At 67.2% G+C, this 12,771-nt stretch carries 15 protein-coding genes; 11 read left to right on the top strand and 4 right to left on the bottom strand.

Annotated elements, in window-relative coordinates; genetic code table 11:
• Positions 1 to 2: 2 nt before the first annotated feature.
• From N4S67_RS09580 to N4S67_RS09565, 4 genes are read left to right on the top strand one after another with little or no spacing between them, the layout of a single operon-like run.
• Positions 3 to 446 carry an Rv0361 family membrane protein gene (locus N4S67_RS09580; RefSeq protein ID WP_260992709.1) on the top strand — a complete coding sequence of 148 codons (444 nt, stop codon included), beginning with the start codon at positions 3 to 5 and terminating at the stop codon, positions 444 to 446.
• A gap of 19 nt (positions 447 to 465) precedes the next feature.
• A complete protein-coding gene (locus tag N4S67_RS09575) occupies positions 466 to 876 on the top strand; it encodes a rhodanese-like domain-containing protein (RefSeq protein WP_260992708.1) in 411 nt (136 codons plus the stop codon).
• Entirely contained in the window at positions 873 to 2,087 is a 1,215-nt protein-coding gene (locus N4S67_RS09570) for an O-succinylhomoserine sulfhydrylase (RefSeq protein ID WP_260992707.1), read from the top strand. Before N4S67_RS09575 ends, N4S67_RS09570 begins: the two co-directional genes overlap by 4 nt.
• Complete coding sequence (locus tag N4S67_RS09565; protein ID WP_260992706.1) at positions 2,087 to 2,512, top strand: hypothetical protein; 426 nt, start codon at positions 2,087 to 2,089, stop codon at positions 2,510 to 2,512. Before N4S67_RS09570 ends, N4S67_RS09565 begins: the two co-directional genes overlap by 1 nt.
• A 145-nt stretch (positions 2,513 to 2,657) precedes the next feature.
• Here N4S67_RS09565 and N4S67_RS09560 read toward each other — a convergent pair whose 3' ends face one another.
• Entirely contained in the window at positions 2,658 to 3,521 is an 864-nt protein-coding gene (locus N4S67_RS09560; RefSeq protein WP_260992705.1) for an SDR family oxidoreductase, read from the bottom strand.
• 56 nt (positions 3,522 to 3,577) lie between these two features.
• On the opposite strand from N4S67_RS09560, the gene N4S67_RS09555 reads away from it, so the two are divergent.
• Positions 3,578 to 4,078, top strand: a complete 501-nt coding sequence (locus N4S67_RS09555; protein WP_260992704.1) for a GNAT family N-acetyltransferase — start codon at positions 3,578 to 3,580, stop codon at positions 4,076 to 4,078.
• 19 nt (positions 4,079 to 4,097) lie between these two features.
• Positions 4,098 to 4,394 carry a hypothetical protein gene (locus N4S67_RS09550; protein WP_260992703.1) on the top strand — a complete coding sequence of 99 codons (297 nt, stop codon included), beginning with the start codon at positions 4,098 to 4,100 and terminating at the stop codon, positions 4,392 to 4,394.
• 8 nt (positions 4,395 to 4,402) lie between these two features.
• Here the strand turns inward: N4S67_RS09550 and N4S67_RS09545 are convergent, their stop codons facing one another.
• On the bottom strand, positions 4,403 to 5,137 hold the full coding sequence (locus N4S67_RS09545; protein ID WP_260992702.1) for an MBL fold metallo-hydrolase: 735 nt from the start codon (positions 5,135 to 5,137) through the stop codon (positions 4,403 to 4,405).
• 35 nt (positions 5,138 to 5,172) lie between these two features.
• Between N4S67_RS09545 and fgd the strand changes: the two genes are divergently transcribed.
• Entirely contained in the window at positions 5,173 to 6,183 is a 1,011-nt protein-coding gene (gene fgd / locus N4S67_RS09540) for a glucose-6-phosphate dehydrogenase (coenzyme-F420) (RefSeq protein ID WP_260992701.1), read from the top strand.
• Between the two features lie 27 nt (positions 6,184 to 6,210).
• Positions 6,211 to 7,182 (top strand): endonuclease/exonuclease/phosphatase family protein, encoded by a 972-nt coding sequence (locus N4S67_RS09535; RefSeq protein WP_260992700.1) that lies wholly within the window; start codon positions 6,211 to 6,213, stop codon positions 7,180 to 7,182.
• Positions 7,183 to 7,186: 4 nt separating this feature from the next.
• On the opposite strand, the gene N4S67_RS09530 is transcribed toward N4S67_RS09535, so the two are convergent.
• Entirely contained in the window at positions 7,187 to 8,020 is an 834-nt protein-coding gene (locus N4S67_RS09530; protein WP_260992699.1) for a helix-turn-helix transcriptional regulator, read from the bottom strand.
• A gap of 94 nt (positions 8,021 to 8,114) precedes the next feature.
• On the opposite strand from N4S67_RS09530, the gene N4S67_RS09525 reads away from it, so the two are divergent.
• The 3 genes from N4S67_RS09525 to N4S67_RS09515 are packed head-to-tail and all read left to right on the top strand — an operon-like array spanning position 8,115 to position 12,256.
• Positions 8,115 to 9,017: an LLM class F420-dependent oxidoreductase gene (locus N4S67_RS09525; RefSeq protein WP_260992698.1), complete on the top strand. Its 903-nt coding sequence runs from the start codon at positions 8,115 to 8,117 to the stop codon at positions 9,015 to 9,017.
• 21 nt (positions 9,018 to 9,038) lie between these two features.
• Positions 9,039 to 11,129 carry a phosphate acetyltransferase gene (gene pta / locus N4S67_RS09520; RefSeq protein ID WP_260992697.1) on the top strand — a complete coding sequence of 697 codons (2,091 nt, stop codon included), beginning with the start codon at positions 9,039 to 9,041 and terminating at the stop codon, positions 11,127 to 11,129.
• Positions 11,126 to 12,256, top strand: a complete 1,131-nt coding sequence (locus N4S67_RS09515; protein WP_260992696.1) for an acetate kinase — start codon at positions 11,126 to 11,128, stop codon at positions 12,254 to 12,256. Before pta ends, N4S67_RS09515 begins: the two co-directional genes overlap by 4 nt.
• On the opposite strand, the gene N4S67_RS09510 is transcribed toward N4S67_RS09515, so the two are convergent.
• A complete protein-coding gene (locus N4S67_RS09510) occupies positions 12,191 to 12,637 on the bottom strand; it encodes an STAS domain-containing protein (RefSeq protein WP_260992695.1) in 447 nt (148 codons plus the stop codon). The two genes, N4S67_RS09515 and N4S67_RS09510, sit on opposite strands and share 66 nt — an antisense overlap.
• Positions 12,638 to 12,771: the final 134 nt, after the last annotated feature.

Genomic DNA, 12,771 nt, shown 5'->3' with positions numbered 1-12,771 from the left:
CCGTGTCCGAACCGCCCGCGGCCGACCGGCCGACCGCGACGCCGTTTCTAGCGGCGCTGGCAATCATTGTTCTCGTCGTGATCACAATCGGTCTGCTGAACCTGTTCGGGGGCGAGGACGAGCTGCCTGCCGACCGCCAGGTGGCTCGTGCGGCGGTCGGCCAGAACGACGCGCTGCAGCGAGGCAACTATGCCGACTACCGCGGTTACACGTGCGCCGCCGAACACGGTACCGAAACCGATGTGCTTGCCGGACAACGGGAATCGGTCGACAAGCTCGGTGATCGGTACGTCGACGATGTCACCGACGTGGCGATCGACGGTGACCGCGCCACCGCCAAGGTGACCTACCACTTCGACAGGGCGCCGGACGACAGAAAGGCAGTCGAAATGTCGTTCGTACGCGAGGACGGGGCCTGGAAGGTCTGTTCACCCGGTCCCAGCTAGCTGTGGGACACTTCGGTCCGTGAGCTACGCCGGAGACATCACGCCTGAGGAGGCCTGGAAGCTGCTGAGCGATGATCCCGAGGCGGTGCTGGTCGATTGCCGCACCGACGCCGAATGGCGCTTCGTCGGGGTGCCTGATCTGTCGCCGCTGCAACGCGATGTCGTGTTCATCGAATGGAGCCGCAGCGACGGTACGCACAACGACGCCTTCGTCGACGATCTGCAGGCGGCCGGCGTCACGGGTCAGCGTCCGGTGGTGTTCCTGTGTCGGTCGGGCAACCGTTCGATCGGTGCGGCGGAGGCCGCCACCGAAGCGGGGATCGGCCCGTCCTACAACGTGCTCGACGGGTTCGAGGGCAATCTCGACGCCCAGCGGCATCGCGGCGGCACCGGGTGGAAGGCTGTCGGCCTGCCCTGGAAGCAGTCATGACCTCAGAGGTGCCCAGCGTCCGCAAGCCGGCTGAACTGCCCGAAGGCGTCAGCCAGGCGACTCTCGGAGTGCGCGGCGGCCTGCTGAGGTCGGGCTTCGAGGAGACCAGCGAGGCGTTGTATCTGACGTCCGGCTACGTCTACGCCTCGGCGGGTGAGGCAGAGAAGGCGTTCACCGGCGACATCGACCGCTATGTGTACTCGCGCTACGGCAACCCGACGATCTCGATGTTCGAGGAGCGGTTGCGCCTGATGGAGGGTGCGCCTGCGTGTTTCGCGACGGCGACCGGAATGGCGGCGGTGTTCACGTCGTTGGGCGCGTTGCTCGGCGCCGGTGACCGGTTGGTGGCCGCGCGTAGCCTGTTCGGATCGTGCTTCGTGGTGTGCAACGAGATCCTGCCGCGCTGGGGTGTCGAGACGGTGTTCGTCGACGGCGAGGATCTCTCGCAGTGGGAAGAGGCGCTGTCGGTCCCGACGCAGGCGGTGTTCTTCGAGACGCCGTCCAACCCGATGCAGTCGCTCGTCGACATCGCGGCAGTGTGCGACCTGGCCCATGCTGCGGGCGCAAAAGTGGTGCTGGACAACGTCTTCGCTACTCCCATTCTGCAGCAGGGCTTCCCGCTCGGCGCCGACGTCGTCGTGTATTCGGGTACCAAACACATCGACGGGCAGGGGCGTGTGCTCGGCGGCGCGATCCTGGGCGACAAGGAGTACATCGACGAACCGGTGCAGAAGTTGATGCGCCACACCGGGCCGGCTCTGAGCCCATTCAACGCGTGGACGCTGCTGAAAGGGCTTGAGACACTCGCGGTTCGGGTGGAGCACCAGAACTCGTCGGCGCAGCGGATCGCCGAGTTCCTGGAGAGTCATCCGGCGGTGAGTTGGGTGCGCTACCCCTTCCTGGAGTCGCATCCGCAGTACGACCTGGCGAAGCGGCAGATGACCGGCGGCGGCACCGTCGTGACGTTCGAACTCGCGGGCGGCACGAAGGAGCGGGCCTTCGAGGTTCTCGACAAGCTGCAGATCGTCGACATCTCCAACAACCTCGGAGATTCGAAGTCCCTGATCACCCACCCCGCGACCACGACGCACCGCGCAATGGGTCCAGACGGCCGCGCCTCGATCGGATTGGGCGACGGCGTCGTGCGAATCTCGGTGGGGCTGGAGGGAACCGACGATCTCATCACCGATCTGGACCGGGCTCTGAGTTAGTGTCGCGGCGGTCCGAGCAGAAGAAAGCGCGCCGCAACAAGCGGCGGGCGACGCGGGGCGCGAACTGGCTACCGGCCGACGTGCTCGACGACCTGGTCACCACGCAGGCCGCGATCGCCACTGATCTGGAAGCATTCGATCAGCGAATCACCGAGCGCGGCTGGACATTCGACGAGGACGAGTCCGACGAGGATTTCGCCTTCTGGTACTACGAGCCGTCGAGTGTCGAGGATGCCGACGAGATGGAAGTCGCTGCGGTGACGACGATCTGGATGTCGGCGGACGAGGATGCCGAGGTCGTGCACCTGATGCTCGCAGGCACCTCGGACGATACCGAGTTCGCACCCGAGGCGTTCCTCGACCACGTCGAGACGATCGAGCGGTTCCGCGCCGGGAATCCGCCGCCGACGTTCGCCGCACAGTGAAACGACACCGTTCCTGGAACACCGGCCTTCGTGCCCACCTAACAACGACATTGTCGCTGTCATCGACTTTGTCGGTGATAGCCGGGCACTTCGGACAGTGCTCTGGTCGAGAGTCGGCGGTCGCGAGCAAGCTCCGCGACGACCCCTAACTCTTGTCCTGGCCCTCGACGACGCCCTGCGCCCCGCGGGCGCGCTGCTCGTAGTTCTGACGCGCGGTGGTGTCGAACTCGAGGAACACGTTGTCGAGTCCGAGCTTTCGATTCATCCAGCGTCTGCCGCGCGGCCCCAGCATCTGTGCGGCTTGAGCGGTGAAGCGCAGAAACGGCGGTACCGCCACATGCGTCTTGGGTTTGTCGAGCGTCTTGACGATCGCCGCGGCGATCTCATGCGGCTCAACCGGTTTGGTGCCGATCGTCTCCTTGGTGCCGGAGATCAGTTCGGTCTTCGTGAATGGCGGCATCACCACCGACACCTGCACGCCATGGGGTGCGACCTCGTCGGCCAGTGCCGCCGAGAGGCCCACCACCCCGAACTTCGCGCCGACGTACACCACCTGGCCGGGCACCGGAATCAGCCCCGACAGCGACGCGATGTTGATGATGTGGCCGCTGCGCCGCGCGACCATCTCCGGCAGCGCCAACTGGCATCCGGTGATCACCCCGTACAGGTTGACCTCGAGGGAAGATCGGATCGACTGCTCGGTTTCTTGCAGGAAAGGCCCGATCGGCATCACGCCCGCGTTGTTGATCAGCACGTCGATCCGGCCACCGCCGTCGGTGCGCGCCTTGTCGAGGAACGTCGCGAACGACTCCCGGTCGGTGACGTCGAGGGGATAGCCCGAGGCGGAGCCCAGATTGGTGAGCTGTGCGACGGCCGACTCTTGCAGGGCCACATCCCGGTCGCCGATGACGACCCGCGCGCCGCGAGCCAGCAGTGCCTTCGCGGTGGCAAATCCGATGCCGCGCGCGGCCCCGGTGATCGCGATGGTCTTACCCCTGATGTTGTCCATGCGGCCAAACTTTACACGTGTCAAGTTTGGAGTGGAAGTGGACTATCTTCGAATGCGTGACCGTTGCGACCCCGCTGCGTTTCGTGCCCGTCGAGCAGGATGATCCGCTGGCCGAGCCCCTGCTGGCCGAACTCGCTGTGGAATACGCGCAGCGTTACGGCGGCACGGTCGAGGGTGTGGCGCGGTGGCTGCGCTCCGCTCCCGCCGAGTTCACCCCACCCGGCGGCGGGCTGCTGGTGGGCCTACTGGACGGCCGTCCTGTCACCGGTGGCGGATTCTGCCGATTCGACGAGACAACCGCCGAACTCAAGCGGATCTGGACCGACAGCCGGCAACGGCAGCGGGGCCACGCGCGAGCGCTTCTTGCCGCACTCGAGGCGGAGATCGCCACCCGGGGATACCGCCGCGTGTATCTGACGACCGGCGATCGTCAGCCGGAAGCGGAAGCGCTGTACCTCGCAGCCGGATACACCCGGCTGGCGCAACCGTTACCGTCCGAGGGCGAGGTCTACCCGATCGCGTTCGCGAAAGATCTCGACGGGGTAGTCACCCGATAACCGAACACCGGGGGTGGTGTTGGCTCTCACACAGGCGACTATCGGCTGGCTGCTGCTCGCGGCTTCCGTGCTGACGTTCATCGCAGGTTTCGCCTCGCGGGTGTTCGTCGGCAGACGCCGCGACACCAGAGCAGTGCGGGCAATGGTGCACGCATTTCGCAGGACCGGCATCGCCCGCGTGCTGTTCGGACGATTCGACAGCGACGTGCTCGACGACGAGGAACTCGACACGATGATTCTGATGCCGTCCGTCGTCGTGGCGTGCGGCTTGTGCCTGACCGCGATCTTCCTGCTCGGCTACGACACCCTGGCCTGACTCCCGGCTCAGCCGGCGGTGGCCTGATCGACGGCCTCGCGGATCGAACCGTGCCACGCCGGCCCGTGTCCCGGCAGCAGGATGTCCGTGTTCAGCAGCCCGAGCGCCGCCAGGCTGCGCACGCACCCGTCCTGGTCGTGGTTGAACAGTGTGGGCAGCAGTTGCGGCCCGCCGCGCGGCAGCAGGGGGTGGCCGGTGACCAGGGCGTCGCCGCTGACGAGCACGCCGTCGACGATGTACGAGCAGTGCCCACCGGTGTGCCCGGGAGTCGGAATCGCCATGGGCTTGCCCGGCAGCCCGGCGGCGAGGTCTTCGGTGAGCGCCTGCGTGCTCGGGATGCCCTCGTGGGTCAGCGCCCCCTTGCGGGCGATCGCCAGCGACCACGTCAGGTAGCGCGGTTGCCAGATGCGTCTCGCGACGTCGGCGGGCGAAGCCTGTTCGAGGTATTCGCGCTTGGAGTGTCCGACCTCGGCGGCGTGGCAGTACACCGGTGTGCCATGGGTTTTCGCGAACCAGATGGCCGAACCGAAGTGGTCGACGTGCGCGTGGGTCAGCAGGATCGCCCGCAGGTCGTCCGCGTCGAAGCCGATCTGGCGTAGCGAGCTCACCACCTCGTCGCGGTTCCCGGGGAAACCGGCGTCGATCAGCATCACGCCGTCACCGTCGGTGACGAGTGTCCAGTTGACGAGATCCGTGCGGGCGAAGTGGACATGTTCGGTGACGGCTGTCAGGGACGGCGCCATCAGCCGAGTTTAGGCATGAAGGGTAGAAAGAACGTGTGCCTGAACTGAAACTGGGATACAAGGCGTCGGCGGAGCAGTTCGCGCCGCGAGAACTCGTCGAACTGGCCGTGGCCGCCGAAGAGCACGGTATGGACAGCGCGACCGTCAGCGACCACTTCCAACCGTGGCGCCACGAAGGCGGTCACGCGCCATGGTCGCTGGCGTGGATGGCGGCCGTGGGCGAGCGCACCGAGCGATTGCTCCTCGGCACATCGGTGCTGACACCGACGTTCCGCTACAACCCCGCCGTCATCGCGCAGGCGTTCGCGACGATGGGCTGCCTGTACCCCGATCGGATCTTCCTCGGAGTCGGCACCGGTGAAGCGCTCAACGAGATCGCCACCGGGTACGAGGGCGACTGGCCGGAGTTCAAAGAACGCTTCGCCCGTCTGCGTGAGTCGGTGCGGCTGATGCGCGAGCTGTGGCTCGGCGACCGCGTCGACTTCGACGGCGAGTACTACCGCACGAAGGGCGCGTCGATCTACGACGTGCCCGAGGGCGGCATCCCCGTGTACATCGCCGCGGGCGGACCCGTGGTGGCCAAGTACGCCGGCCGCGCAGGCGACGGATTCATCTGCACGTCGGGCAAGGGCGAAGAGCTGTACAAGGACAAGCTCATCCCCGCAGTGAAGGAGGGCGCCCAAGCGGCCGACCGCAACGCCGACGACATCGACCGGATGATCGAGATCAAGATCTCATATGACACCGATCCGGAACTGGCGCTGGAGAACACGCGGTTCTGGGCGCCGCTGTCGCTGACCGCCGAGCAGAAGCACAGCATCGACGACCCGATCGAGATGGAGAAGGCCGCCGACGCGCTGCCCATCGAACAGGTTGCCAAACGCTGGATCGTCGCGTCGGACCCCGACGAGGCCGTCGAGAAGGTCAAGGACTACGTCGACTGGGGGCTCAACCACCTCGTCTTCCACGCCCCGGGCCACGACCAGCGTCGGTTCCTCGAACTCTTCCAGAAGGACCTGGAGCCGCGGCTGCGCCGCCTCGGCTGATACGGCTAGCAGACGTTCCAGCACAACATGTTTCGTGTGTTGGCGACCGCCCTCGGCGTGCTCGCGTTCGCCGTGGCCGCCGTCGGACTGGCGTCGCGGTATCTAGCGATCAGCAACGAGGTGGTGCTGGTCGTCGCCGCCGCTTCGCCGTACCTGACGGTGGCAGGCCTGGTGGCCATGGTGCTGTTCGCTGTTTCTCGGCGGTGGATCCTGACGATCGCGGCTTCGCTGTTGTGCGCGGTGATGCTGGCCGTCCTGCTGCCGCGATTCGTCGGGCCCGAGAAACTCACGGTGCCGACGGTCTCGGTGCGCGTGCTCAGCGCGAATCTCGGGATGGGCCGCGCTGATCCGCGTGCGGTCGTCGCGCTCGCCGGCGAATCGGCCGATGTGCTCGTCGTTCAGGAGATGACCCCCGAGGCGGCCGGCGCGATGTCGGCGGCCGGCCTGGACGGCGTCTTCCCGCACCGGGCGATCGATCCGCACCCGTTGGCGGCGGGCATCGGCGTGTGGAGCCGTCATCCGATCGTGAGCGCGACGTCCATCGGCGGCTATCAGATGCCCATGCTCAGCGCCCAGATCCGGGTGCCCGGCGTCAGATTCGATGCGACGGTGCTCGCGGTGCACCTGGCCGCACCGTGGGTGCAGCCGCTGCGCTGGTTCCGCGGCGACATCGAGAAGCTCCCCGCGACGCTGGGCGAGATCGGCCGCAATTCGGGCTCCGGCGCGGTGATCGTGGCGGGTGACCTGAATGCCACCTACGACATGCGGCCGTTCCGCCGGCTGCTGGAAGAGCATTACCGCGATGCCGCCGAGCAGGCAGGCGCCGGACTGACGCTCACCTATCCGAGCCGCCCGTGGCGCCCGCCGGTCGTCGGCATCGACCACGTGCTCGTCCGGCACTGCTCGGCCACCGCGGCGCAGACGGTGGTGTTGCCAGGATCCGACCACCGCGGCCTGTCGACCGTTATCGAGATTCCGGTGGACCCGACCGTCAGTTGAGGGGCTACCCGGTCAGAAGCCCGATCAGGCGGGACTCGGTCGAGGTGTCGGGCCGCGGGTTGTAGAGCACCAGATGCCAGTCCGGGTGGTCGGTCACCGCGAGAGTGGTCTTGTCGAAGACGAGTTCACCCGCCTCGGGGTGACGGACCGCCTTGACCGCCTGCAGGTGCGGGCCGACGTCGTTGCGATCCCACAGCTCGGCGAATTCGGCACTGTGGGTGCGCAATTCGGAAGCAATGCGCGCGAACTCAGGGTCGTCGAGGTATCGACCCGCGTCGGCGCGGAACGCCGCGACTACGCCGGGTGCCGCGGCGGCCCACTCGACGTACATCTCGCGGTAGCGGGTGTTGGTAAAGAAGCTGACGAGGCAGTTGCGGTCGGAATCGGTGTAGCCGAACGCCTCCCGGGTGCCGTCGTTGATCGCCAGCAGGTTCCAGTGCCGATCCTGCAGCATCGCCGGGCGCGGAGACCATGCGTCGATCAGTCGACCGAGTTCCGGCGGTACCGGGCCCGCGTCGAGGTGGACGTCCGACGGCGGGACGGCCCCGGCGAGGCGATGCAGGTGCGCCCGCTCCGCGGGACTCAAGCGAAGCGTCGCGCTGATCGCGTCAAGCACGTCGACCGAGGCCGAGATGTCCCTGCCCTGTTCGAGCCACGTGTACCAGGAGATACCGATACCGGCCAGCATGGCCACCTCTTCGCGCCGCAGGCCCGGGGTGCGACGGCGGCCGCCTGCCGCCAGGCCGACGTCGGCAGGAGTGAGCCTGGCGCGTCGGGACCGGAGAAACTCGCGCAGTTCGGCCCGCCGCGGCCCGCGACGGATCTGCTCGACGGACATGTCCTCGACTGTAGGCCGAGATGTTGGTGGTGGTTGCAGTCCCACCATCGACAGGCACTGTCGGCTCCGGACGCAGCGCGGCACGCTGACTGCCATGAGGTTCGGCGTCTGCTCGTTTATCACCGATGAGGGGTTGCGGCCCGACCGCCTCGCCGCGGCGCTGGAGCAACGCGGGTTCGACTCCCTGTACGTCAGTGAGCACACCCACTATCCGGTCGCGGCGCCGCCGCCCCCGGACACCGACCTGCCGCCCCGCGACTATCTACGCTCGCTGGACCCCTTCGTCGCGCTCACCGCGGCAGCGATGGCCACTGAGCGACTGACGCTGGGCACCGGGATCGCTCTGGTCGTGCAGCGTGACCCGATCATCCTCGCCAAAGAGGTCGCCTCGCTCGACGTCCTCTCCGGCGGCCGCTTCCAGCTCGGCATCGGTGCGGGCTGGCTGCGCGAGGAGATGGTGAACCACGACACCGATCCGAAGACCCGGATGGCCCTGATGCGCGAACGCGTGCTGGCGATGAAGCAGATCTGGACACACGAGCGCGCGGATTTCCACGGGCAGTTCGTCTCCTTCGGCCCGATCTACTCATGGCCGAAACCGGTGCAGCGTCCGCATGTTCCGATTCTGGTCGGCGGAAACGGGCCCACGGTGTTCGACCGGGTTCTCGAGTACGGCGATGGCTGGGCGCCAAACCTCGTCGGCCCGCCCGAGTCGCTGGTGGCCGACATCGCCCAGTTGCGTCGGCGCGGTGTCGACGTGGGCCGCGATGCACTTCCGGTGACCCTGATCGGTGCCGACCGGCGCGGTTTCGACAGCTCCGAGAAGACCATCGCGCCGCTCAACAAGCGCGAGCTGGCGGTCCTTGCCGAGGGCGGCGTCGACGAGTGCGTCTTCTTCCGCGACGCAGGCCTCGACGCCGACGCGGCGCTGGCCTATCTCGACCGCCTCGTCGACCTCACCGAGGAGTTCCGGGATCCGCCGCTGCGCGAGCCGTGATGGTTTGGCAGGCTGGGACCCGTGTCCACGGGGCCATTGTCTTCGCGCGAGCGCTCGAGCGCGGTCTACGTCGCATCGCCGGAGGGGGACACCGGCAAGTCGACCGTCGCGCTGGGCATCCTGCATCGACTGGCGGCGACGGTGGCGAAAGTCGGCGTGTTTCGGCCCATCACCCGGCTCGGCGAAGACCGCGACTACATTCTCGAGCTACTGCTCGACCACAGCACCGCAGGCCTCGACTACGACGACTGCGTGGGCGTCGGCTATGAGCGGCTGCACGAGGACCCCGACGCGGCGCTCGCCGACATCGTGGACAGGTACCACCGTGTCGCCGACCGGTGCGACGCAGTGCTCATCGTCGGCAGCGACTACACCGACGTCGCCGCGCCCAGCGAGCTGTCCACAAACGCCCGCATCGCCGCCAACCTCGGCGCTCCCGTCGTTCTCGCGGTCAAGGCGAAGGACCGTACCCCCGAGCAGGTCGCCCACATCGTCGACATCTGCCTCGGTGAAGTGGCCGCTCAGCATGCGCACACCGCCGCCGTCGTCGCCAACAGGTGCGATCCCGCCCAACTGAACGCGGTGTCCGCAGCGCTGGAACCGTTCGTGCCGAAGTGCTACGTGCTGCCCGAAGAGCCGTTACTGGTCGCCCCGTCGGTCGCCGAACTGCGAGACGCAGTCGAGGGCACGGTGATCGCAGGCGATCCCGCGCTGCTGAACCGCGAGGCGCTCGAGGTGCTGGTGGCGGGCATGACGGCCGAACACGTGCTCGAGCGTTTGAAGGAGGGCGTGGCCGTCATCACGCCGGGTGACCGCTCCGACGTGGTACTCGCGGTAGTGAGTGCGCATGCGGCAGAGGGATTCCCGTCGTTGTCGTGCATCATCCTCAACGGCGGCCTTGAGTTGCACCCGTCGATCGCGACGCTGGTGGCCGGCCTCGGGCTGCGCCTGCCGATTATTGCCACCCGATTCGGCACCTTCGAGACCGCGAGTCGCGTTGCTGGCGCGCGTGGCCGCGTCACAGCCACGTCGCTGCGCAAGATCGACACGGCACTGGCCCTGATGGACGCCCACGTCGACACCGCGGATCTGCTGGCGCAGTCGGTCACACCGATCCCCGACGTCGTCACCCCGCAGATGTTCACCTACCAGTTGCTGGACTGGGCGCGTTCGGACCGCAAGCACATCGTGCTGCCCGAAGGCGACGACGACCGAATCCTGACCGCGGCGGGCCGACTGCTACAGCGTGGTGTCGCCGAGCTGACGATCCTCGGCGACGAGGGCCAGATCCGCCCCCGCGCAGCCGAACTCGGCGTCGACATCTCCGCGGCGACCGTGCTCAACCCGCAGACCAGCGATCTGTGTGACAGGTTCGCAGAGCAGTACGCCGAGCTGCGCAAGCACAAGGGTGTGACCGTCGAGCAGGCCCGCGAGATCATCCACGACGTCTCGTACTTCGGCACCATGCTGGTGCACAACGACATGGTGGACGGCATGGTCTCCGGCGCGAGGCACACCACGGCCCACACGGTCCGGCCGTCCTTCGAGATCATCAAGACGCTGCCCGACGTGAACACGGTGTCGAGCATCTTCCTGATGTGTCTGGCCGACCGGGTGCTGGCCTACGGGGACTGCGCTATCGTGCCGGATCCCACGTCCGAGCAGCTGGCCGACATCGCGATCTCCTCCGCGCGCACCGCAGCCCGCTTCGGGATCGAGCCTCGGGTGGCCATGCTGTCCTACTCGACCGGCACCAGCGGCACCGGTGCCGACGTCGACAAAGTCCGCGCGGCAACGGAACTGGTGCACCAGCGCGAACCGGACCTGCTCGTCGACGGCCCCATACAGTACGACGCGGCGGTGGAACCGTCGGTCGCCAAGACGAAGATGCCCGACTCGAAAGTGGCGGGCCGGGCGACCGTGTTGATCTTCCCTGACCTCAACACCGGCAACAACACCTACAAGGCGGTGCAGCGCAGCGCCGGCGCGATTGCGGTCGGCCCGGTGCTGCAAGGGCTCAAGAAACCGGTGAACGACCTCTCCCGTGGCGCGCTGGTGGAGGACATCGTCAACACGGTCGCGATCACCGCTATCCAGGCGCAGACCCTGTGACGGCCCGCCGAGTTCTCGTCGTGAACTCTGGTTCATCATCGCTGAAATATGCTGTGGTCGAACCAGACTCGGCCACCATGGTTGCCGACGGCACCATCGAGCGAATCGGCGAGGGGCAGGTGCCCGACCACGACGCCGCGCTGCGGGTGGTGTTCGACGAGCTCGCCGACGACATGGCAGGCGTCGTCGCGGTGGGCCATCGCGTGGTGCACGGCGGACCACATCTGCATGCGCCCGCCCTGATCGATGACGCTCTGATCGACACTCTCGAAGATTTGTCACCGCTCGCGCCGCTGCACAATCCGCCCGCGGTGCTCGGAATCGAGGTGGCTCGCAAGGCACTGCCCGACCTGCCGCACGTCGCGGTGTTCGACACCGCCTTCTTCCACGACCTGCCGCCCGCCGCAGCCACTTACGCCATCGACCGTGAGGTCGCCGAGCGGTGGGACATCCGGCGCTACGGCTTCCACGGGACGTCGCATCAGTACGTCAGCGAGCAGGCCGCCGAATTCCTCGGTGTACCGCTGCAGTCGTTGAGTCAGATCGTGTTGCACCTCGGCAACGGCGCCTCGGCGTCGGCGATCGTCGGCGGCAGGCCGATCGACACCTCGATGGGACTGACGCCGATGGAGGGGCTGGTGATGGGCACCCGCTCCGGCGACATCGACCCCGGCGTGCTGACCTACCTGGTTCGCACGGCCGGTATGAGCGTCGAGGACGTCGAGGAGATGCTCAACCGCCGCTCCGGCGTCCGTGGGCTCGGCGGCGAGATCGACTTCCGCGTTCTGCACCAGCGCATCGACGCCGGCGATGAGGCGGCCAGGCTGGCCTACGACGTCTACATCCACCGGCTGCGCAAGTACATCGGGGCCTACCTGGCGCTACTCGGCTCCGTCGACGTCATCACGTTCACCGCGGGTGTGGGAGAGAACGATTCGGCCGTGCGACGAGACGCCGTGAGCGGGATGACGACGCTGGGCATCGAACTCGACGAACACCTCAACGCAAGCCCCGGCAGGGCGGCCCGCCGGATCTCGGCGCAGGATTCGCCGACGACGGTGCTAGTGATTCCCACCAACGAGGAGCTCGCGATCGCCCGCGCCTGCGTCCAGTTCGTCGAGAACTGACTGCGGCTCCTCCAGCGGCAGCGTGCCGTCCGGATCGCAGATGGCCAGGATGCGCCGGGTCTGGCGCCCCGCGCGCAGATTCCAGCTGATGCCGTAGCGCGAGCACGTCACGTTGACGTTGTGAAGTGCGGCGAATCCTGCGGTGCCGAAGAAGTCGACGAGCCTCAGGTCCAGGATCAGATGTTCCGACCCCACCACGTGCCGCTCGACGTAGCGGGCAAGAAGGCGGCTGTTGGCCGCGTCGACTTCGCCTTCGACGGTGACCAGCATCGTCGATTCCGGTGAACGGCACGCCGCGAACGTGGCGCGGTGGTGTTCTTCGATGGGGTCGAGTGCGCCGGGGTCGGGCCTGAACACTCGATATGTGCCAACTTCGGACATCTGAGCTCCCTCAGCCGAATGTCAATTCGTACTGTGGATGCCGTCAGGGGATGGGCTCTGGTAGCTCAAGCCGCCGCACACGGAGAATCCGCGTGCACCGATGACGTCATCGGTCGGCTGCTAACTCAACCTGC

The organism is Mycobacterium deserti, from assembly GCF_025345615.1.
Lineage (GTDB): Bacteria > Actinomycetota > Actinomycetes > Mycobacteriales > Mycobacteriaceae > Mycobacterium > Mycobacterium deserti.
The sequence above is the reverse complement of the archived record's forward strand: the minus strand, read 5'-3'. Positions and strand labels throughout refer to the sequence as shown.

Bases quoted from the DNA above. Each gene is read 5' to 3' on its own strand.
- N4S67_RS09570 (WP_260992707.1), top strand. From the start codon at position 873: ATGACCTCAGAGGTGCCCAGCGTCCGCAAGCCGGCTGAACTGCCCGAA.
- N4S67_RS09560 (WP_260992705.1), bottom strand. From the start codon at position 3,521: ATGGACAACATCAGGGGTAAGACCATCGCGATCACCGGGGCCGCGCGC.
- N4S67_RS09545 (WP_260992702.1), bottom strand. From the start codon at position 5,137: ATGGCGCCGTCCCTGACAGCCGTCACCGAACATGTCCACTTCGCCCGC.
- N4S67_RS09535 (WP_260992700.1), top strand. From the start codon at position 6,211: ATGTTTCGTGTGTTGGCGACCGCCCTCGGCGTGCTCGCGTTCGCCGTG.
- N4S67_RS09530 (WP_260992699.1), bottom strand. From the start codon at position 8,020: ATGTCCGTCGAGCAGATCCGTCGCGGGCCGCGGCGGGCCGAACTGCGC.
- N4S67_RS09525 (WP_260992698.1), top strand. From the start codon at position 8,115: ATGAGGTTCGGCGTCTGCTCGTTTATCACCGATGAGGGGTTGCGGCCC.
- N4S67_RS09510 (WP_260992695.1), bottom strand. From the start codon at position 12,637: ATGTCCGAAGTTGGCACATATCGAGTGTTCAGGCCCGACCCCGGCGCA.